The following is a 20,985-nucleotide window of genomic DNA, read 5'->3' on the forward strand; positions in this document are numbered from 1 at the left end:
TCAACCGCTACGCTGTCACAAAAGCAAGGTCGCCTCGGGCGGCCTTTCTTTTTCGCCCCCGAAAACGCTTGCTCACTTGAAAAAAAAGGTCACGGCCCCATATAAGCTCTATCCGTCCCCGAAGGCCTATCCTTCGGACGCTAAAAGAGGATCCATTGTGACTACTATCGTATCCGTCCGCCGTAACAATCAGGTGGTCATCGCAGGTGATGGCCAGGTCTCCCTCGGCAATACCGTGATGAAGGGCAATGCCCGTAAGGTACGCCGCCTGTACCACGGCAAGGTATTGGCCGGATTTGCCGGTGGCACCGCCGATGCTTTCACCCTGTTCGAGCGCTTTGAAGCCAAGCTGGAAATGCACCAGGGCCATTTGATGCGCGCCGCGGTGGAGCTGGCAAAAGACTGGCGCACCGACCGCATGCTGAGAAAACTCGAGGCCCTGCTGGCCGTGGCCGATGCCGAAAGCTCACTCATCATTACCGGTAACGGCGACGTGGTGCAGCCCGAAAACGATCTGATTGCCATCGGCTCCGGCGGTAACTTCGCCCAGGCCGCCGCCACTGCACTCTTGGAAAACACCGACCTTGGCGCCCTCGAAATTGCCGAAAAGTCACTGACCATCGCCGGCGATATTTGCGTATTCACCAACCAGTTCAAGACCATCGAAGAACTGAGTTACTGAGGAATCATCATGTCTGAAATGACTCCCCGCGAGATTGTTCACGAGCTGGATGCCCATATCATTGGTCAACAGAAAGCCAAACGCAGCGTGGCCGTAGCCCTGCGTAACCGCTGGCGCCGCATGCAGCTGGACGCCGCCCTGCGTCACGAAGTGACCCCCAAGAATATCCTGATGATTGGCCCTACCGGTGTGGGGAAAACCGAAATTGCCCGCCGCCTGGCCAAGCTCGCCAACGCGCCCTTTATCAAGGTGGAAGCCACCAAGTTCACCGAAGTGGGCTATGTGGGTAAGGAAGTGGAGCAGATCATTCGCGATCTGACCGACACCGCCATTAAGCTCACCCGCGAAGTGGAAATGAAAAAATGCCGCACCCGCGCCGAAGAGGCCGCCGAGGAGCGGGTACTGGACGCGCTGTTGCCCCGCCCGAAAAACGATTGGGACAACAGTGGCGACGACAATTCTTCCAGCCGTCAAATCTTCCGCAAAAAGCTGCGTGAAGGTCAGCTGGACGATAAAGAAATCGAAATCGATATTGCAGGCCCGCAAATTGGTGTGGAAATCATGTCGCCACCCGGCATGGAGGAAATGACCAACCAGCTGCAGAGCCTGTTCCAGAACATGGGTCAGGCACCGGCCAAGCGCAAAAAGATGAAGATCAAAGATGCCCTCAAGCAACTGGTGGATGAAGAAGCTGCCAAGCTTGTGAATCAGGAAGATCTGAAAGAAAAGGCCATCGAACTGGTGGAGCAGCACGGTATCGTCTTTATCGATGAAATCGACAAAATCTGTAAGCGCGGCGAAACCTCAGGCCCCGATGTATCCCGCGAAGGGGTACAGCGCGACCTGCTGCCTCTGGTAGAAGGCTGCACAGTTAACACCAAGCACGGCATGGTGAAAACCGACCATATCCTGTTTATCGCGTCGGGCGCGTTCCAGATGTCCAAACCATCGGATCTTATTCCCGAGCTGCAGGGGCGTTTGCCAATTCGGGTTGAGCTGGATGCCCTCACCGCTTCCGACTTCAAGCGTATTCTCACCGAGCCCCATGCCTCGCTCACCGAGCAATATGTGGCGCTGATGGCCACCGAAGGCGTGACTATCGAGTTTACCGAGACCGGCATAGACCGTATCGCCCAGGCCGCCTGGCAGGTAAACGAGCGCACCGAAAACATCGGTGCCCGCCGTCTGCACACGGTAATGGAAAGGTTGATGGAAGATATTTCCTTCGAGGCCAGCGACAAGTCCGGCAGCAAGTTCACCATAGATGCCGAATACGTGAATGCGCACCTGGACAACCTGGTGCAGGATGAAGACTTAAGCCGCTTTATCCTCTAATTATCTCGATTTCCAATACCTAAAAACCGGGCGCTGGCCCGGTTTTTTAACATCAGCTCAAACGTATCTGACACCGCTCTGACGACAACTTCAGCCGCCGTCCCGCATCAGGGTGCGTAATCACATTTACAGAACAAAGCCTGATTGCTATAGTGCCCGCGCCTGAATTGGCATCACATAATAAATCAAGGAATATCAATGAAAAGGAACATCTCTGCACTGGCAATTGCCGCCCTGCTGTCCACCTCCGCCTTTGCCGACGAATCAACCGACAATGGCTTAAGCTACCGCCATGCCGGCATAGGTTACACTCAGCTTGAAGTCGATGGTTTCAACGAAGACTTCAGCGGTTTCAAAGGTCATCTGGTACAAAGCTTCGGCTCAAGCAACTTTTATGTCACGCTGAAGCACAGCTACACCAGTGCCACTGTTGACACCTGGATTGGCGATGTCGATGTTGATATGACTCTGGGTGATTATGGTGTGGGCTACGCGTTCAACCTTAACCCGAGTCTGGATCTGGGTATCGAGGCTGCACTGGTACGCATTAAAGGCGAAGTGGAAAACGCCTCCGCCAGCGATGATGGCTACCGTGTTGGTGCGCTGCTGCGCTATGCCACTACTCCGGCACTGGAACTCTATGCCGGACTCGATTATGTCGACCTGAGCGATGCAGACGACAGCGAAACCGCTTACCGTGTTGGCGCAAAATACGCGTTCACCAAGATGTTTGCAGTCACCGCCGAGCTGAACGAATTCGCCGATGCCAGCGCCTGGGTTGTTGGCGCCGAATTCCGCTGGTAATAAAGCTGGAATACCCCATAAAAGGAAGGCATTGCCTTCCTTTTATCTTTTTTGACTCACATTAAGCGTTGATATCTGAGGCGCTGCCAGCAGTATTATCCCTTTGCTGACCAGCAAGCGCTCCAGTCCCAGCATGAACAAGATGGCAGGTAACCCCAGCAGAACTCGCACAGGAAAATTTGCCAGCAAACTCAGTTCGCTATCTAAAACAGCGGGATACAAATCCGGCAGGGCCAAAAATGGCAACATGATCAAGCACCCAAGGCCAAACACCCAAAAGCCCGCGCGGGTTAGATGCCAGTTCCCACGCAGTTTAACTTGCGTTGCTTCCTCTTGTTTTGTCTTCAATTTTCTTCCCTGTTCTGTTTGGCTGAATAAAGGCAGCCACCAAGCCCAATGTAGCAAGGGCTCTGTTGTGCCACATGCACGCTGCGGCGCGGTGATTGTGATACACTGCCGCCACCCGTTTTAGTGTATGAAAGCCCAATAGTCCCCATGGTTTCAGAACTCTTTATCCTTCGTCACGGCCAAACCGAATTTAATGCCCAGCGGCGCTTGCAGGGGCACTGTAACTCACCTCTGACTGCGCAGGGTGAAGCCCAGGCACTGGCCTATGGCAACACCTTAAAGAGCCTTACCGGACAACTGAACACTGCCGAACTGAACGACTTTGCCATAGTATCCAGCCCCCTTGGCCGTGCCATGCAAACTGCTGCCATAGTGGCGGGCGCGCTTGGCCGCGAGCCTGGCTCTGTGATAGCCGATGACAGGGTTAAGGAAGCAGGGCTTGGGGAGTGGGAGCATGGCCATATTCCCGATATTCACGCCGCTAATCCCGGCCTTGCAGACAAGCCAGGCTGGTATCTGGATGGTCCGGGCGCTGAGTCGCTTGGTGCTATTCAGGCAAGACTGCAAGGCTGGCTCAGCGATCCGGCCACCCCTTCACGAGTGATTGTGGTTTCCCACGGCGTGACCGGCGTGGTTCTGCGCGGATTGCTGTTGGGGCTCGAAACCCAAGCCATGTGGGCTCAGGACAAACCTCAGGACGCCTTTTACTACTTTTCACAGGGCAGGCTCAGTCGCGTCCCCTGCATCTGACATATTTTTATACAAGTTAGTCTGAACTGAGGCGGATTTGACCTGGCTCGGCCGTTGTTCCCTCAGCGGGGCTGGGATATGCTCACAAGTCGTTTTAAGGCATTTTATACAATAACAATCAAAAGAGCGTCCCATGCACAAAACTCGTCCCCATGCGCCCGGGCAGCGTTTATCCCTGTTCAGCCTGTCGTTAATCACAGCCCTATCCCCCCTGTCTGCCCTTGCAGCCACTTATCTGAGCGCCGATGCGCTGCTGGATGTCAAAACCGGTAAACTGGTGGCAAATCCAGTGCTGAAAATTGAAGACGGCCGTATCCTCGAAGTTGGTACCCAGGGCACACTCGCCGTGCCAGAAGGCAGCGAGCTGATTGAACTCAAAGGTAAAACCCTGTTGCCGGGGCTGATGGACATGCACGTACACCTTGGCAGCGATGCCGAGGATAACTTCCTTGAGTCGATGAATTACTCGGTGCCACGGCAAACGGTGAAGGCGGTGAAAAACGCCAAAAAGACCCTCGAAGCAGGCTTCACCACGGTGCGGGATTTGGGGGATTCAGGCTACAGCACGATAGCGGTGCGTGATGGCATCAATGCAGGTGAAATCCCCGGTCCGCGCATCTGGAGTGCAGGCCACGCGCTGTCAATTACCGGCGGCCACTGCGACGATAACTTCAGCGCCCCCGAAATGCATTCGGTGGCAGGCGGGGTGGCCGATGGCCCGTGGGCGGTACGTGCCAAGGCACGGGAAAATATCAAATACGGCGCCAACACCTTAAAGATTTGCGCCACCGGCGGCGTGTTCTCCAAAGGCACCAAGGTGGGCGTGCAGCAGTACACAGAGGATGAACTCAAAGCCGCAGCCGAAGAGGCCCACCAGCGCGGACTGATTATTGCCGCTCATGCCCACGGCACCAGTGGCATCAAGGCGGCCATTCGCGCCGGTATCGACAGCATTGAACATTGCAGCTTCCTCGATGACGAAGCCATTAAGCTTGCACTGAAAAACGGCACCTATCTGAGCTGCGATATCTACAACACCGAATACACCCTCGCCTTCGGTGCCGCCAACGGGGTGCCGGAAGAAAACATCAACAAAGAGAAACAGGTATCCAAGGCTCAGCGCGAGAGTTTCCGCAAGGCCACCAAGGCTGGCGCAAAAATGGTGTTTGGCTCCGATGCCGCCATTTATCCCCATGGCGACAACGGCAAGCAGTTTGCCACCATGGTGGAATTTGGCATGACACCACTGCAAGCCATTCAGGCCGCCACCCTGACCAGTGCAGCGCTGCTCAAGCAGCCGGATCTCGGTGAACTTAAGTCAGGCTATCTTGCTGATATTATTGCTGTTGATGGCAATCCGCTGGACAATATCCGCCTGTTGGAAAACGTCAGCTTTGTGATGAAAGACGGTGCTGTGTTCAAGAATTAATATACGGCGCCAGAGCCACCACCTGCTGCCCCGAGGACAGGGTGTCAAAGTGATCAAGCATAGATGTGAGATAGCTACGGTCACGGGGCGGCAGCAACTCATGATGCAACACCTGCTTTAAGTCATCCACAAGGCGCCGGGCCAACGGCTCGGTGCATACCCCTTTCCACAATGCCAGCGCTGCCTGTTCAGGTGCCCGACCGTAGCGTTTGCGTTGTAAATACACAAAGGTGTCAGCACGCTGCCTGGGGGTTGCCAACACTGAAATAATCGACCAATTCATGATGTTATCTCCCGAAATCCGTTTCAGTCCGACAAAATGATTTTGTTCCTGCCTTCCCGCTTGGCGCGGTAGAGCGCAGTATCGGCTCCCTGTAACATGGCATCGGCAGTGCGGAACTGGCCACAGGTTTCGCTGGCTATGCCCTGACTCACGGTCAACAGCGCCCCAGCGGGCAAGCCCATGGCGGCAACATCTATGGCGGCAATGGCCTGTGATACCTGCTGCGCAATCAGCTCAGCCATGGCAGCATTAAAGCCCGGCAGTATCAGCACAAACTCTTCACCGCCAAACCGCGCGGCCAGACACTGGGGAGAGGGTAAGACCGACGCCAGCGCAGCGGCTATCAGCTTTAAGCATTCATCCCCCTTAAGATGACCATAAAGATCGTTGAATTGCTTGAAAAAATCCACATCCACCAGCACCACACTCACCGGATGCCTGCGGGCAACACACAACTGCCACTGCTTTTCCAGGGTTTCCATCAGGGTGCGGCGATTGGCAAGGCCGGTTAAATAGTCGGTTGCAGCCAGGGATGCCAAACGGCGCACCTCGGCTTTGTGCGGCGACAAGTCTTCTATCCCTACCAGAAACAGCGGCAGCAAACCCTGCACAAAAGAGAGTGTCAGCTTCACCGACAAGAGTGCACCATCTACCCTCCTGAGCTGCATTTCCCTGGCCTGGTGCTGCAGCGGCCGGCATTCACCAAGCACATTCTCAAACATTTGTTGATACTGCGGCAGATAGCCGCTCTCCAGCCAACTGGGCCAGTGCTCACCCACAAAGGTTTCCGGCTCATCACCCAGTAAACCGGCGGCGGCCTGATTGACACACAGCACCTTGCCATTGCCATCGGCCAGCACCATCGGCTGATTCAGACAGTGGATAACCTCGGCAACGGCTTCAAAATCGCAGTAACTTTCACGGATGGCGTACATGGCTGGCTCCTGACGGTGTGTCCTGTGCCAACTACTTTAGAATGTGTCGTCAACTTTAACCTTCCCACAAGCTTACGACGCAAAGCATTGATATTAAGAAATAAAAAACACACCTTACGAAGGATGATTTCCACTGTGTAGCTATTTTTTACCACCAAAACGTCCAAGCCTGTTTTTCTACCCGTCGTTACAGCAGCCTAAAACAAACACACCCGGCACTGGGCCGGGTGTGTTTGCGTACCAAATTACTTCACGTCTTTATTGATGACCTGAGGGTCGGAGCTGCAAAGCTGCAGCGTACTGCCGGCAATGTTGAACACCAGCCTGAAACCAGTCTCGCCAACAATCGCATCCGTGTCATACAGAGCCAGGGTGGTTTTATTCAATAACTCAACCGCATCTATGACCTGATCGAACGGGGTTACAAAGGCCGCACCGGCAAAACTCAAGCCTTTGCCGGTGTTGTCCTGCAGCGAATAAATAATCTGGGTGCCTGGTTCAGTCACCAAAACAGGCCCTGTGGGCACATAGTTAAAAACCGGGCTGTTATTGGTATCGAGAGATACTGTGACCTGAATATTCTGTACTGACATGGGTTCTCCTTTATTTTCTGTCCATGTGCCCCCACCATGGGAGCCGCCAGCGCCATACTAACAAATTTGCCGGATGGCACCTTTCGACAAACTTGCGAAGTAATTAATTGATTTTATTTAAAGTCTTCGCTAAAAGGGTCGAAACTTAACGCCCTGAGCGGAAAGCGGGCCTTTGAGAGAATCTGCTGCATCCGTCTGCCCCAGACATTCCAATGCCATTACATAGGGACGCACAAAGTGTGGTGCCCGTGACACAGCGATAACAGGGTCGAGGCGTGTTCTCACCGACTGGCACATAGCCAACCTTGCCTCACCTTTGCCTTGCGCCGACCGGCTCTGCGCCAACAGTAACTCGGCATCCGCCATACGGGCCTTATCTTCCCAGTCATCGGACTCCTGCGCAGCCCCTGCCGACAGCACAGTGATTGCCTGCTCGGCCATGACTTCAGCGGCAGCAAAATGCCCAAGTTGCAACAGCCTTCTGCCAGCCGCGAGCGGATACAGCTCGGCAAATTTTTGCTGGCGCTGGGCCGACAGGGACTCAGCCTCGGCGCTAAGTGCCTGCTTTCGGGCATCCAGTTCGGTTTCCGAGCTGGATGCTATGCCGAGTTCAATCTCGTGCAGGCCGATAATCAGCAAATCAAAGCGCCAGGATTGATTACCCGGATCTTTAGCCAGGGTCTGCTCGCGAATGGCCTTAGCCCTGAGGATGGCGTCCCTGGCAGCATCGTTATTGCCAAGCCACTCGTACAAACGGGCAAGATTGGCCTGACTGTGGGATAGACGGTCGAGGGCATAAGCCTCATTGGTACGGCCAAGCACAGAGGCGATATCCTCATGCAGTGCCAGCGCTTTTTTCACATCGCCCTGTGCCAGCGCTGAGCTGGCAAGCCAGGATTGGGTATCGGCCACATCGGCCAGCAACTGCCCATCGGTGGGGTTTGCCACCAAAAGCCGCTGCTTGAGCAGCAGTGACGCCTCAAACATAGCCATGGCGCGCGGATAATCCTGCAGTTTCATCGCCAGGCTGCCGAGGGAGTTTTCGGCGTAAGAGAGTTCCAATAAAGCATCAAAATCATCTGGTGCCAAAGAAACCATGGCTTCGCTGTGCTCCAGGTAGGCACTGAACCAGATTTTTACCTCTTGCCAGTTACTATTGTCGTACTCAATCTGCCCCAGCCAGAATGCGTTGGCACCCAGGGTTTTGTACAATTCGAGCTGTGGCACATCACGCCCCCGCAGCGGCAATAGCTTATCCCGCGCTGCCAGCAGCGCCGCCCGCGCCTCATCGGGCTTCTCACGGCTATAGGCTACCTCACCCATGGCCTCCAGGGTTTGTCCGTGGCGAAACAGGGCTGCGACCGACAAACTGACGTCTGGGGCGCTGAAATAATCCAGCGCCTTGTTGCTGACGCCGTCGAGCAAATCCATACGGCCGATGCTGCGAAGCCGGTCGGCAAACTGGCCCACCATAAAACCGAGTAAATCTTCGGCCGCAAGACGCCGCTCGGTGGCCTGACGCTCGGCCTGCATGCTTTTAATTCCCATCACCACAGAGACAAAAGTAAGTAAGGCCAGCAGCGCCACTGTGCCGCGTTTTATCCAACCCCGGCGTACGTCCCGCGCCAACGAGGCCTGAATATAATCGCGGCTTTGCTCATCCAGCATCAGCTGGTTATCGGCCAGTAACTGGCGCGCCTCCAGCACGGGCTTGCCAGAGCCCAGCAGATAATCCCGCTCGCGGCCCGAGCGCTGCCAGCGCAGCGCCTGATGGAATACCCGGGCTTTGAGCGCCAGCAAGCGGCGGTGTTCTTCAATCCAGCTGGCGGCCCGGCGCCAACGCCGCAGCAAGGCTTCGTGGGCGACGCTGAAGCTGGGCTCGGCGCCGTCGAGGTGGGAGACAAACAGTCGACTGTCCACCAGCGCCTGCACCAGTTGCCGCTCGGCATCGGTTGCAAGCTCGCGGTAACGGGCACTGCGGCTGGTCACCGAAAGTTCGTCTTCCTTGAGGGTGACCAGCCGTGCCAGCACCCCGGGCAGCGCCTCGCGGGTGGAAGCGCTGAGCTCGGCAATGGCCTCATCGGCGGCGCGGCCAATGGCACCTTCAATGCCACCAAGGCGTTGATACACTTCAAGTTTGAGCTGATCATCATCCCGGGCAAGGTAAAGTGCCTGCAGCAGGTATTGCAGCATCGGCAGCGCATCTGGGCTGGCCGCCGCTTCGCGGCAGAGAATTTCATCGAGGCCGAGGGCGCTGTCGCTATCAAACTCCCAGCTAAGACCGGCAGCCGCCGCTGGCAGACGGATCATCTGCAGCAGCGCCTGGCGGCTGGGGGGCTCAAGGTCGAAGTGGGCACCATTGCCCTTGCCCGCCATCAGCACATTGCGGCTGACCACCTGCGGGTAAAAGTCGTTTCGACAGGCGCACAGTACCAGTACCGCCCCACTGCGGGACAGGGTATCGAGCAGCGCCAGAAACTGGCTACGGTCGGCTTCATCAAACGCCGGGGAAGACAACAACACTTCCAGTCTGTCCACCACCAGCGCAAAACGGGGCTTTTCCCAGCGGCCGCCCGGCAGCGCCGTTTGCAGTGTCAGAACAATAGCGCCGGCCCCCTCAGCCAGTCTCGCAGCCAGAGTCTCAGCACTGTCGCCATCGAACACGGGTTTATCGTCACTCTCCCAATCGAGCATGGCCGACGCCAGCTCCAGCAGCAAAGCGCCGGGTGCCACATCGGCCATATCCATGGCGGCACTGGACACCACACCAATGCCATGCATCCCCTGGGGCGTGCTGAGATTGGGCAGAATACCGGCGTGGATTAACGAGGTTTTGCCGCTGCCACTGGGGCCAAGCAGCAAACACAGGCCACGGCCGCTGCGCACCTGCCGCTGGATATTGTCAAGGACGCCATTGATTTGTTCACGGCGACCAAAGAAGACCCCGGCATCTTTGGCGCTGAAGGGGCGCAGCCCCGGAAAAGGCGAGCCGGACTGCCACACCACCTCGTCCACGCTCTGTTCATCCCCCGAGGGAAAACTGACCTGGGCCAGGGTGCGGTAGCCGCGGCGGCGAATGGTTTCGATAAATTGCGGCGCGGTGGCACTGTCGTCCAATGCGCGGCGCAGCTGGGCGATGGTTTTGTGCAGCGGATTGTCGCCGGTTTCCAGCCCCTGCCAGCAGGCATCGAGCAGGTCGTCACTGCTGACCACATCCCCAGGGCGATGGCACAGATACAGCAACACCTCCATGGCCTTGGGTTCGAGTTGGCGGCTGATACTGCCGCGACTCAGGCGATTACTTTGGGGCGAGACCTGCCATTCGCCGAAGAAAAAAATTGTATCTGTCATTCCCTGCCGTACCTTTTGTGGCCTTGGCTGTATCAGCCTCACCTTTTTCCATTTACGGGGTTCACAAGCACAGCAAAGCAAGCGACCATGTCCGGGTTATTTCACTTTCAGGAGTTCCCATGAGCCATCCCCAGGTTGTATCCCTTAAGCTGAAACGCAAATCACGGCTATTGGAAATTGGCTTTGATGACGGCAGCCAGTACCAACTGAGCTGTGAGTTCCTGCGGGTGTATTCCCCCTCGGCAGAGGTGCACGGCCATGGCAACCCGGTCCTGGTTACCAATAAGAAAGCCGTGAACATCACTGCAATTGAACCTGTAGGTAACTACGCGGTTAAATTGGTGTTTGATGATGGCCATGATACCGGACTTTATTCCTGGCAGGTATTGCACCAACTGGCAACCAACCAATTAAGCTTATGGGAGCAGTATCTGGCGCGACTGCGTGCCGAAAAGGGCTCCAGAGAAGCCGTCATCCCCATGAATATCCGTTATAGCTAACAAATGACTATCCGGCTGACTTTCAGCAATTTATTCCGAATTCTGACCAGACATCGGGATTGAGTACTGGTCTGATAACCCATAATAGTGCATTAGTTTGATTGCTCATAAATTAACAATTTAATAACATAAGTCTTTCCTGGGTTTGTCGCTTTTTAAAAGCATGAACCCGATTCATGTAGTTGTGCGCCATCGTATGGCCAGCGCCTGCGATGGACTGATGGTAGTGCTTTGCGGCAGCCACGCCGCCAGACCACAAGGACAAGTCACTTATGCGCAAGCAACAACTTTCACTGTTATTTATCGCCATTTCCGCAACCCTGGGGACATCAGCTTACGCCGCCAACATAGTGGACGTGGAGCAAAAACGCCAGGCTGCTTCCGGCAGCATCGCCAGTGTGCTGCAACTGACCCCCGGCCATGAGTTCCGTACCGCCAAACAACTCAATCTGGGCAAGGGCCTGAAAAAAGAGCGACTGCAGCAATACTTCCACGGTGTGCCAGTTTATGGCTTTACCGTTGCCGCTGACCGCTCTGAAATGGGCTTCTACAGCAACCTTAAAGGTCAAATGCTGGCCAACATAGACAAGGATGCAACCTTTACCAAACCGACGCTGAGCAAGCCACAGGCACTGAACATCGCCAAGGCTGCCAAAAGTGGTCATGGCCTCAAGGCAGGTAAGACCCGGAATGACAACGCCGATATCTGGATTATCCTCCATGGCAAAGCCCGGGAGCCACGCCTGGTGTATATCACCTCTTACGTGGTTGATGGCGATGCCCCAAGCCGTCCATTCACCATAGTAGACGCTCATTCAGGTGAAGTACTGCAACGCTGGGAAGGCTTAAACCATGCCGATATAGGTACAGGTGCCGGTGGTAACATCAAGACAGGTCAATACGAGTACGGGACTGACTACGGTAATTTGGATGTGGCTGTAAGCGGTGACACCTGCACCATGAACAATGCCAACGTGAAAACCGTGAACCTGAACCACGGCACCAGCGGCAACACCGCCTTCAGCTACGCCTGCCCGCGCAATACAGTGAAAGAAATCAACGGTGCTTACTCTCCGCTGAACGATGCGCACTACTTCGGCGGCGTTGTGTACGACATGTACGATCAGTGGTATGGCACGGCGCCGCTGAGCTTTCAGCTGACCATGCGGGTTCACTACAGTAACAACTACGAAAACGCCTTCTGGGACGGTAGCGCCATGACCTTCGGTGATGGTCAGAACTACTTCTACCCGCTGGTGTCTCTGGACGTTTCTGCCCACGAAGTAAGCCACGGATTCACCGAGCAGAACTCAGGTCTTGTGTATGCCAACCAGTCTGGCGGTATGAACGAAGCCTTCTCTGATATGGCCGGTGAAGCCGCCGAATTCTTTATGAAAGGCAGCAATGACTGGCTGGTCGGCGCGGATATCTTCAAAGGCAGTGGTGCCCTGCGTTACATGGCCGACCCGACCCAGGACGGCAAGTCCATCGGCCACATCGACGACTACTATGACGGTCTGGATGTACACTACAGCTCTGGAGTATTCAACAAGGCTTTCTATACCCTGGCCACAACCGCAGGCTGGGACACCCGCAAAGCCTTCGAAGTGTTCGTGATTGCCAACCAAATCTACTGGACACCCAACAGCCTGATGCATGAAGGAGCCTGCGGCGTCAGGAACGCCGCCACAGATAAGGGCTACAGCACTGCAGACGTAGAAGCCGCTTTCGCGGCCGTCGGCATCACCCCTTGTGAAGTTCCACCACCACCACCGCCGCCAGAAGCAGACGTGCTGCAAAACGGCGTGGCCGTGACTGACATCAGCGGCGGCTCAGGCAGTAATCAGTACTGGACACTGGAAGTACCCGCCGGTGCGAGCAATCTGGTGTTCAGCCTGTCAGGTGGCTCAGGCGATGCGGATCTCTACGTTAAATTTGGCAGTGCCCCAACCAGCACTGACTACAACTGCCGCCCCTATGCCGCAGGAAACAATGAAAACTGCGCCATGGAACCTGCTCAGGAAGGCACCTATTGGGTGATGCTGAACGGCTACAGTGCATACAGCGGCACCACGCTGAAAGGCAGTTTTGACGGTGGAACTCCGGTACCTAATCAAGCTCCGGTTGCAAGCTTTACCGCAGCAAATACCGACGCCATGTACAACTTCAGCAGCACTTCTACCGATGCCGACGGCAGTGTAGTGGCCTGGAGCTGGGACTTCGGTGATGGCGATACCGGCAGCGGCGAAAGTGCCAGCCATCAGTATCTGATGAGCGGCAGTTACACCGTGACCCTGACCGTAACCGACGATGACGGCGCCACCAGCTCAGTGTCTCAGGTATACGATGTGGAAGTACCAACAGTGCAAATGGAGCTGACGGTGACCAAGGTTAACCGGTCACGCCGCGGCAGCGCCCGGGTGAGTCTGGAATGGACCGGTAACAGCAGCTCCTATACGGTACTGCGTGATGGCGCTCAGGTTGGCTCCACGTCTGCCAACAGCTTCGTTGACCGTTTCAGCACCCCAACCGGCGTAAGCTACAGCTATCAGGTATGTAACGCTGACGGTGGCTGCTCTGACATAGAAACCGTAAGCTTCTGATAAGCAATACGGTTTAAACTGAAAACGCCGTCCAGTGGACGGCGTTTTTTTATTTACTCTCGCTTGCAGGCGCCAGCGGCATATAGCGTTGGGTCGTCCAGTCGAAACTGTATCTTTGCCCCTGCCATTCATACTGCGGCTTACCATCCACCATAATAACCCGCGCGTTTTGCGGTAACGCTGACAGGCCTTCAACCTTCTCTTCGCTGCGGCTGACCATGGCTGGCGGCACCACCCTTGGCTGGGTCAGCAACCGCTGGCGCTCACGCTCGGCACGCTCTTCCCGCCGTGCCTGACGTTCCCGCTCCCAGACCCTTTGTTGCCAATACCAGCTGTCGTTATAGCGCCAGAAGGGATCCCGGTAAAAGGGATCGCGCCAGCCCCAACCGATGCCTGTGTTCCAATAAGCCCCCGGATAGCGCCAGTGACCATAGCCACCGCTGGAATAACTCACCCCCAGACCATTGTGGTTCCCCAGCCATACCGAGGTGCTGAGGTTGCCGTCAGCCTGCGCCGTCGACATACCGCCAAGCAGAGCCGCGCTAAGCAGCGCCGCCAAATGCCAATGTGTTGCCATACCCCCTCCTGCTGCAGGCGCTTTTAATTCCGCCCAAGGGCCAATAGTGGTATAGTGCGCGCCACGACGGATGTTTGCAAACCGAGGCATTTCCATATGAGTTTTAAGGATTTACGCAGCTTTATCAGCCACCTCGAAGAGTGCGGCGAGCTTAAGCGCGTCGACTATCCGGTTGATCCTTATCTTGAAATGACAGAAATCGCTGACCGCGTACTGCGCGCGGGCGGCCCGGCGCTGCTGTTTGAAAACCCCAAGGGGCACAGCATGCCGGTACTGGCAAACCTGTTTGGTACGCCTAAACGCGTGGCCATGGCACTGGGTAAAGAAGATCCGCTGGCACTGCGGGATGTGGGCGAGCTGCTGGCGTTTCTCAAAGAGCCTGAGCCACCACGCGGCTTTAAAGATGCCATCGCCAAAATCCCCATGTTCAAACAGGCCCTGAATATGCCGCCCAAGACAGTGAGCCGCGCGCCCTGTCAGGAAGTGGTAATGACGGGGGATGATGTTGACCTGACCAAGCTGCCCATTCAACACTGCTGGCCCGGCGATGTAGCACCGCTGGTGACCTGGGGCCTGACCATCACCAAGGGGCCACGCCAGAAGCGTCAGAACCTCGGCATCTACCGTCAGCAGTTATTGGGCAAGAACAAGCTGATTATGCGCTGGCTGTCCCACCGCGGCGGCGCGCTGGATTTCCGCGATTTTCAGGAAAAACACCCCGGCGAGAACTATCCGGTTGTTGTGGCGCTGGGCTCAGATCCCGTGACCATTCTTGGCGCAGTAACCCCTGTGCCTGACTCCATGAGCGAGTACGCCTTTGCCGGCCTCTTGCGCGGTGAGCGCACCGAAGTGGTCAAAGCGCTGTCCTGCGATCTTGAAGTGCCGGCCACCAGCGAAATCATCCTCGAGGGTTATATCGCCCCCGGTGAAATGGCCGAAGAAGGCCCTTATGGCGACCATACCGGTTATTACAACGAAACCGACAGCTTCCCTGTGTTTACCGTGACTCACATAACCCACAGGAAAGATGCCATCTACCACAGCACCTACACCGGCCGTCCACCGGATGAGCCTGCGATGCTGGGGGTGGCATTGAACGAAGTGTTCGTGCCGATTTTGCGCAAGCAATACCCTGAAATTGTTGATTTTTATCTGCCGCCCGAAGGCTGTTCCTATCGGATGGCGGTGATCTCCATCCGCAAACAGTACCCCGGCCACGCCAAACGGGTGATGATGGGTGCCTGGTCGTTCCTGCGCCAGTTTATGTACACCAAGTTTATTGTGGTGGTGGATGAAGACGTTAACTGCCGCGACTGGCAGGACGTGATTTGGGCCATCACCACCCGCATGGATCCGACCCGCGATACCGTGATGATAGACAACACCCCCATCGACTATCTCGACTTCGCCTCGCCAGTGGCAGGGTTGGGCTCCAAGATGGGTCTGGATGCCACCAACAAGTGGGAAGGGGAAACCAGCCGCGAATGGGGTACGCCCATAGTGATGGACGAAGCGGTTAAACAAAAGGTAGACAGCATCTGGGACGAGCTTGGCATAGATCAGGCCCCCACGCTGTAACCATAAGCAAAGCGGGTTCAGCACAAGCCCGCCGGCCGCACTTGCCCTTCAGGGTATGGCGGCAATACTTAATAACATTGAAAGCAACCCTTCAGCAGAAAGGGATCCTAAAAGCACAGAGGTTTTAAAGAACATCGATGAACAACATCCGCTGTAAGGTTCTCAGTATCCAGCCGTTTAACGACGCCGTGTATCAGGTCAAGCTGGCCCCGGAAACCCCATTCGAGTTTCAGGCCGGCCAATACCTGTGCGTGGTGATGGGCGAGAAAGACAAGCGCCCCTTCTCCATCGCATCGGCTCCCGGCAGTGAGATTATCGAGCTGCACATAGGTGCTGCGGTCAGTGAAAGCTACCCGATGCAGGTGGTTGAACGTCTGAAAACCGAGACCCATATCGATATCGAAGCACCCGGTGGCGACGCCTTTCTGCGTGCAGACAGCCACAGACCACGACTGCTGATTGCAGGTGGCACCGGCTTTTCTTACATAAAAAGCATAGTCGAGCAGCAAATTGCCCTTGGTCAGCAAGTGGAAACCAGCCTCTACTGGGGCTGCCGCACCCAGGACGCCATGTATTACGAATCCATCGCCCACCAGTGGCACGATACTCACCCCTGGCTGCACTTTGTGCCTGTGGTGGAAGAAGCGCCCGCAGGCTGGACTGGCAAGACCAACAACCTGCTGGAGCAAATCAAGGCTGACTTTATCAGTCTGGTGGGCTACGACATCTACATCGCCGGTCGCTTCAACATGGTGGGTGCAGCCCGGGAAGTGTTCCGTGAAATGGGTGTGGATGAGCCTCATTTGTATGGTGATGCTTTTGCCTTTATCAAGTAATAACGGTTGAATCATATAAAAGCCCGGCTCCTGCCGGGCTTTTTTTTACCCCAGTCCACAGGACTACTACACTGAAAAGACACCCATCCCTGAGGGTTAAGCCATGACAGTTGCCACCAGAATATCACGGCGGATCCTGTTGATATTGGCAGTGCTTGCAACAGCCTGTCCCGTGAGTGCTGCGGAGCAACTCAGTGAACTGCATGTAATGACAGAGGAATACCCTCCATTTAATTTCACCCGCAATGGCCAGTTACAGGGCTTGGCGGTGGATCTGCTATTAAAGGCGTCCGCTCAAAGTGGATCGAGCATCAAATCAGCCGATATAAGGGTGTTCCCCTGGACCCGAGCCTATACGCTCGCCCTGCATGGCAAAAATAATGTCCTGTTTTCCACTACCCGCACACCGGAGCGAGAACAGCTGTTTCACTGGGTAGGGCCAATCTCTCCAATCCGGCTGGTACTCATTGCCCGCAAAGAGAGTGGTATTCGCATCGAACAGGCTTCCCAGCTGCCATCGTACCGAATAGGCGTAGTGAGAGATGATATAGGGGAAGTGACTCTGACCAGCATGGGACTGGAGGATAAACTGCAAAGCAACGCCAGTACCGATCTGCTGCTGAAAATGATGACACGGGGTCGCATAGATTTGTGGGCCTACGAAGAAACCGTTGCCCGCTGGCTGATAAAAGAAGCCGGTATGAATTTTGATGACTTTGAAGTGGTGTACGTGCTTAAAGAAGCTGAGCTTTACTACGCCTTCAGCCGAGATGTGTCTGACAGCATTATAAAAAGGCTTCAGCAGTCTATAGATGACATTAAAACTGAGGACAGTGCCGGTAACAGCCGGTGGAACAGCATCCGCAGTCGCTATCTCAACTGATTGATATGCTTAGCCAACGCCAATCAGGCGTTGGCAATCTATTACCGAAATCCACACGCCAACATCGACTGCCGGGCCCATCAAAGGTGTCCATAACGCCGCTTTCGCAGTTCTGTGTAATCCCACCATGGCCTGGGGTCATCCCCCTCACTGAAAGCCACCAACGACATAAACACATCAAGTACACAAGGGTCGTGCCTTTGCCCTGTGAGATCGCAAAGCCGCCAATAGAGTGCCAGCGGATCCTGTCCCTTGAGGCCATCAACATGGGTAATCCCAAGTAATACAAGGTCTTTGGCCGTGGCTGGCCCCACATTGGGTAAATCAGTGAGCTTATTAAGCTTGTTACGGTCGACCTTGGCGGGATGCATTCGGACTCCTTGGGTTGAATGGTTTTTGCCTCCGGCGAGGCAATTCTTTATTATCCCGAGTCTCACGTAATTTGCGCAACAAGGCGAGCCATGAAACTGACCATGCTGACACCGGCACTCTATGAAAAACTGTACCGGGACATTCACGAATTCCGTACCACCTTCGATTTACCGGTGGAAGACGCCGCCAGCCTGGATGACAAAGCCGACACCCTGCATTCTTCGCTGATTATCGAAGAGCTGACCGAGCTTGCCGAAGCTGACTGCAAGGTCGAGCAGGCCGATGCCATTGTGGACAGTGTTTATGTACTCATGGGCCGTGCGGTGCATCTGGGTGCCAAAGACGCCAATGCCCATGTAGAAATCAGCTACTTTATCGATGTGTTGCTGCACGTGGCCGCAAACCGTGGCATTAACTTCGAAGTCTGCTGGGATGAAGTGCACTCGAGCAATATGAGCAAGGTGTGCCGCACAGAGGCAGAGCTTAACGACACCATAGCCCACTATGCCAAGCAAGGTGTGGAGATTGTCGGCAGCCGTCAGGGCGATTTTTTAATTGCCAAGTGTGCCAAAGATGTTGAGCTGGAAGGTAAAACCGTGCGCCAGGGCAAGGTGCTCAAATCTGTGTATTACCGTCCGGCCAACCTGGCCGCGCTGGTGTAATTACCAGTCGGTTATCTGCATTAAAAAAGCAGGCCTTGGCCTGCTTTTTTGTCTTTTAAGTTCAGTCTCAGAACTTCACCAGAGTGCCTTTAAGCGCCACGCCCGCCATAATGGCACCGGCACCACATTCGTACTCGGTATTACTGGCAAAATCGCGTTTTTTGTACCAGGACTGAATATTCACCACCGCATCCATGCCTTCACGCTGGGCTCGCTCCTGCAGGGCTTTAAGCGCACTCAACATCACCCACTCACAGGCTTCCTCATCAGACTTGCCAAAGGCATTGGTTTTCTTGTTGGAGACCACCTCACCGAAGCTGGACTTCACTTCAGGATGGGGTTGGCTGCCAAAATACAGTGGCACATCCAACAATGCCTCTTTCGCCTTACTGCTGGCAAGTAAAGCCTCTATCGGGTATTGGTCAATAGTGTCCCTGGCCTGAGCGGCCCCCATACATCCCATGCCAAGCAGTGCCAATAAAATCACTTTCTTCATCTTAATTTCCCTATTTCAGACGGGTAAACCCTGTGTTTAATTAAAACCACATCATAATAACGTCAGTATGCTTTGTGGCAATATTCGGGTATTAAAACAACCTTTTGCCTGATATTTGTGTGCTGACGGCTTCTACCCGGTACTCAAAGCCACCCCTGCCACGCAGGAGAGTTACAGCGCAGATATTCCGTAATCTGCACCCAGCGCCAAAAACAGAGTAAGTCCGGCATAGTTGTTGTTCAAAAACGCCTTGAAGCAATCGGCACGATCGCGACCATGGATAAGCCGCTGCTGGTACACCGAAAAGCCGATAAAGGTGGCAATGCCCAGGGCATAGAGCAGGCCACGTTCGGCACTCCAGCCCGCCGCGATAAAGCAGCCCAGCGCCGCAAGCTGAAATAAGCCAATGATTTCTCTGTCAAACCGGCCGAACAAAATCGCCGTCGACTTGATACCAACCTTAAGGTCATCATCCCTGTCGACCATGGCGTACATGGTGTCGTAGGCGACAGTCCAGAACCAGTTGGCGGCAAAAAGCCACCAGGCGCTGGCGGGCACTTCACCGGTTTGAGCGGCATAAGCCATGGGGATAGACCAGCTCCAGACCACACCGAGGAACATCTGCGGCATATTGGTCCAGCGCTTGGTAAAGGGATAGATGATGGTGAGAATAATGCCCACCACCGACAGCTTCACCACCAGCGGATTGAGCATCAGCACCAGAGTAAAGGCAAACAGTCCCAGCACTACAAACAGGGTGAGAGCCTCGCGCACCGACACTTCGCCGCTGGCCAGCGGACGGCTCTTGGTGCGGGCCACATGACCATCGAGATCCCGGTCGGCATAGTCGTTGATAATGCAGCCGCAGGCACGCATCACCACCACACCGACAATAAACACCAGTAGCACCTTGATGTCGGGCATGCCACCGGCCGCAAGCAGCAGTGCCATCAGGCAAGGCCACAGCAGCAGCAGAGTGCCGATCGGGCGGTCGAGCCGCATCAGGCGGGAGTATGCGTCCCATTTTCGTGCAAGTTTGCTCATGTGACTTCCTTTTGGGGTTCGCGACCGATTATGCCAAAGGCCGTGATGACCTTAAATCAGATATTTTCCAGCTTGGCATAACTGACCACCAGCCATTTGCTGCCGAAGTCATCGAAATGCACCTGCACCCGCGCCTGAGGACCGCTGCCCTCGTAGTTGGTGACTGTGCCTTCCCCAAACTTGAAGTGCATGACCCGGCCGCCAACCCTATAGCCAGAATCGTTAAATGACTGCTGGGCATGGGCAAAACGGTTGGCCGCCATCGGCGCCGATACCTGCGCCTTGAGGCGAATTTCCTCCACGTACTGTGGCGGGATTTCGCGGATAAAGCGCGAAGGGCGGGCATAGTCTTCACGGCCATAGATGCGGCGCGACTCGGCATAGGTAATGTAGAGTTTTTCCATGGCGCGGGTCATGCCCACGTAACACAGGCGGCGCTCTTCTTCGAGCCTGTCGCCTTCTTCCAGCGCCAGCTTGCTTGGGAAAATCCCCTCTTCCACCCCGGCCATAAACACCAGCGGGAACTCGAGGCCCTTGGCAGAGTGCAGGGTCATCAGCTGCACCGCATCCGTGTGGGCATCGGCCTGGCCTTCACCTGCTTCCAGCGCCGCATGCGACAGGAAGGCGTCCAGCTCTGGCATGTCATCCAGCTCTTCGGGCATCTCAAAACTGCGGGCAGCAGTGACCAATTCTTCAAGGTTTTCTACCCGCGCCTGAGCATTTTCACCCTTTTCAGCCTCGTACATGGCCTTAAGGCCCGAGTGCTGAATAACATGGTCGGCTACCCGGTACAGTGGCAGCTCGTCGGTGTCACTTCGCAGCTGCACTATCAAATCCAAAAAGCCCTTCACCGCATTGGCGGCGCGGCCTGACAGTACCTTTTCTTCCATCAGTCGCAGACTGGTCTGCCACAGGGTCAGCTGT

General features: G+C 55.3%; 21 protein-coding genes. 11 read left to right on the forward strand and 10 right to left on the reverse strand.

Annotated elements, in window-relative coordinates; genetic code table 11:
• Positions 1 to 157: 157 nt before the first annotated feature.
• The 3 genes from hslV (at position 158) to ABYK60_RS08430 (ending at position 2,821) form a co-directional block, all read left to right on the forward strand.
• Entirely contained in the window at positions 158 to 682 is a 525-nt protein-coding gene (gene hslV, locus ABYK60_RS08420) for an ATP-dependent protease subunit HslV (protein ID WP_011758561.1), read from the forward strand.
• A gap of 9 nt (positions 683 to 691) precedes the next feature.
• Positions 692 to 2,017, forward strand: a complete 1,326-nt coding sequence (gene hslU, locus ABYK60_RS08425) for an HslU--HslV peptidase ATPase subunit (RefSeq protein WP_372871539.1) — start codon at positions 692 to 694, stop codon at positions 2,015 to 2,017.
• Positions 2,018 to 2,215: 198 nt separating this feature from the next.
• Positions 2,216 to 2,821, forward strand: coding sequence for a porin (locus ABYK60_RS08430; protein ID WP_372871541.1), 606 nt, complete (start codon positions 2,216 to 2,218; stop codon positions 2,819 to 2,821).
• Between the two features lie 42 nt (positions 2,822 to 2,863).
• Here ABYK60_RS08430 and ABYK60_RS08435 read toward each other — a convergent pair whose 3' ends face one another.
• Positions 2,864 to 3,169, reverse strand: a complete 306-nt coding sequence (locus ABYK60_RS08435; protein WP_372871542.1) for a hypothetical protein — start codon at positions 3,167 to 3,169, stop codon at positions 2,864 to 2,866.
• A gap of 147 nt (positions 3,170 to 3,316) precedes the next feature.
• On the opposite strand from ABYK60_RS08435, the gene ABYK60_RS08440 reads away from it, so the two are divergent.
• A complete protein-coding gene (locus tag ABYK60_RS08440; RefSeq protein ID WP_372871543.1) occupies positions 3,317 to 3,919 on the forward strand; it encodes a histidine phosphatase family protein in 603 nt (200 codons plus the stop codon).
• Positions 3,920 to 4,052: 133 nt separating this feature from the next.
• Positions 4,053 to 5,348 (forward strand): amidohydrolase family protein, encoded by a 1,296-nt coding sequence (locus tag ABYK60_RS08445; RefSeq protein WP_372871544.1) that lies wholly within the window; start codon positions 4,053 to 4,055, stop codon positions 5,346 to 5,348.
• Here the strand turns inward: ABYK60_RS08445 and ABYK60_RS08450 are convergent.
• The 4 genes from ABYK60_RS08450 to ABYK60_RS08465 form a co-directional block, all read right to left on the reverse strand.
• Positions 5,338 to 5,631 (reverse strand): hypothetical protein, encoded by a 294-nt coding sequence (locus ABYK60_RS08450; RefSeq protein ID WP_372871545.1) that lies wholly within the window; start codon positions 5,629 to 5,631, stop codon positions 5,338 to 5,340. The genes ABYK60_RS08445 and ABYK60_RS08450 overlap by 11 nt on opposite strands.
• A gap of 23 nt (positions 5,632 to 5,654) precedes the next feature.
• Entirely contained in the window at positions 5,655 to 6,566 is a 912-nt protein-coding gene (locus ABYK60_RS08455) for a diguanylate cyclase (protein WP_372871546.1), read from the reverse strand.
• Between the two features lie 245 nt (positions 6,567 to 6,811).
• Positions 6,812 to 7,159, reverse strand: a complete 348-nt coding sequence (locus ABYK60_RS08460; RefSeq protein ID WP_372871547.1) for a DP-EP family protein — start codon at positions 7,157 to 7,159, stop codon at positions 6,812 to 6,814.
• A gap of 129 nt (positions 7,160 to 7,288) precedes the next feature.
• Entirely contained in the window at positions 7,289 to 10,510 is a 3,222-nt protein-coding gene (locus tag ABYK60_RS08465; protein ID WP_372871548.1) for a winged helix-turn-helix domain-containing protein, read from the reverse strand.
• Between the two features lie 119 nt (positions 10,511 to 10,629).
• Between ABYK60_RS08465 and ABYK60_RS08470 the strand changes: the two genes are divergently transcribed.
• Both ABYK60_RS08470 and ABYK60_RS08475 read left to right on the forward strand, forming a co-directional pair.
• Positions 10,630 to 11,010, forward strand: a complete 381-nt coding sequence (locus ABYK60_RS08470) for a gamma-butyrobetaine hydroxylase-like domain-containing protein (protein WP_372871549.1) — start codon at positions 10,630 to 10,632, stop codon at positions 11,008 to 11,010.
• Positions 11,011 to 11,282: 272 nt separating this feature from the next.
• The gene (locus ABYK60_RS08475; protein ID WP_372871550.1) at positions 11,283 to 13,613 is read left to right on the forward strand and encodes a M4 family metallopeptidase; all 2,331 of its coding nucleotides are present in this window, start codon (positions 11,283 to 11,285) and stop codon (positions 13,611 to 13,613) included.
• A gap of 49 nt (positions 13,614 to 13,662) precedes the next feature.
• Here ABYK60_RS08475 and ABYK60_RS08480 read toward each other — a convergent pair whose 3' ends face one another.
• Positions 13,663 to 14,190, reverse strand: a complete 528-nt coding sequence (locus ABYK60_RS08480; RefSeq protein ID WP_372871551.1) for a hypothetical protein — start codon at positions 14,188 to 14,190, stop codon at positions 13,663 to 13,665.
• A 96-nt stretch (positions 14,191 to 14,286) separates the two neighbouring features.
• Here ABYK60_RS08480 and ubiD point away from each other — a divergent pair, with 96 nt between their 5' ends.
• The 3 genes from ubiD (at position 14,287) to ABYK60_RS08495 (ending at position 17,487) form a co-directional block, all read left to right on the forward strand.
• Positions 14,287 to 15,768 carry a 4-hydroxy-3-polyprenylbenzoate decarboxylase gene (gene ubiD / locus ABYK60_RS08485; RefSeq protein ID WP_372871552.1) on the forward strand — a complete coding sequence of 494 codons (1,482 nt, stop codon included), beginning with the start codon at positions 14,287 to 14,289 and terminating at the stop codon, positions 15,766 to 15,768.
• Between the two features lie 137 nt (positions 15,769 to 15,905).
• On the forward strand, positions 15,906 to 16,604 hold the full coding sequence (fre, locus tag ABYK60_RS08490) for an NAD(P)H-flavin reductase (protein ID WP_372871553.1): 699 nt from the start codon (positions 15,906 to 15,908) through the stop codon (positions 16,602 to 16,604).
• Between the two features lie 103 nt (positions 16,605 to 16,707).
• Entirely contained in the window at positions 16,708 to 17,487 is a 780-nt protein-coding gene (locus tag ABYK60_RS08495; RefSeq protein ID WP_372871554.1) for a substrate-binding periplasmic protein, read from the forward strand.
• Between the two features lie 80 nt (positions 17,488 to 17,567).
• Here the strand turns inward: ABYK60_RS08495 and ABYK60_RS08500 are convergent, their stop codons facing one another.
• Complete coding sequence (locus tag ABYK60_RS08500; RefSeq protein ID WP_372871555.1) at positions 17,568 to 17,858, reverse strand: helix-hairpin-helix domain-containing protein; 291 nt, start codon at positions 17,856 to 17,858, stop codon at positions 17,568 to 17,570.
• A 90-nt stretch (positions 17,859 to 17,948) separates the two neighbouring features.
• On the opposite strand from ABYK60_RS08500, the gene ABYK60_RS08505 reads away from it, so the two are divergent.
• On the forward strand, positions 17,949 to 18,521 hold the full coding sequence (locus ABYK60_RS08505) for a nucleoside triphosphate pyrophosphohydrolase family protein (protein WP_372871556.1): 573 nt from the start codon (positions 17,949 to 17,951) through the stop codon (positions 18,519 to 18,521).
• Positions 18,522 to 18,588: 67 nt separating this feature from the next.
• Here the strand turns inward: ABYK60_RS08505 and ABYK60_RS08510 are convergent, their stop codons facing one another.
• The 3 genes from ABYK60_RS08510 to ABYK60_RS08520 all read right to left on the reverse strand — a co-directional run.
• Positions 18,589 to 19,017 (reverse strand): excinuclease ABC subunit A, encoded by a 429-nt coding sequence (locus ABYK60_RS08510; protein WP_372871557.1) that lies wholly within the window; start codon positions 19,015 to 19,017, stop codon positions 18,589 to 18,591.
• Between the two features lie 171 nt (positions 19,018 to 19,188).
• The gene (gene ubiA / locus ABYK60_RS08515; protein WP_372871558.1) at positions 19,189 to 20,061 is read right to left on the reverse strand and encodes a 4-hydroxybenzoate octaprenyltransferase; all 873 of its coding nucleotides are present in this window, start codon (positions 20,059 to 20,061) and stop codon (positions 19,189 to 19,191) included.
• A gap of 56 nt (positions 20,062 to 20,117) precedes the next feature.
• The coding region (locus tag ABYK60_RS08520; protein ID WP_372871559.1) for a 3'-5' exonuclease at positions 20,118 to 20,985 on the reverse strand (868 nt) is incomplete at its 5' end.

Source organism: Shewanella sp. (assembly GCF_041630135.1).
Classification (GTDB): Bacteria; Pseudomonadota; Gammaproteobacteria; order Enterobacterales; family Shewanellaceae; genus Shewanella.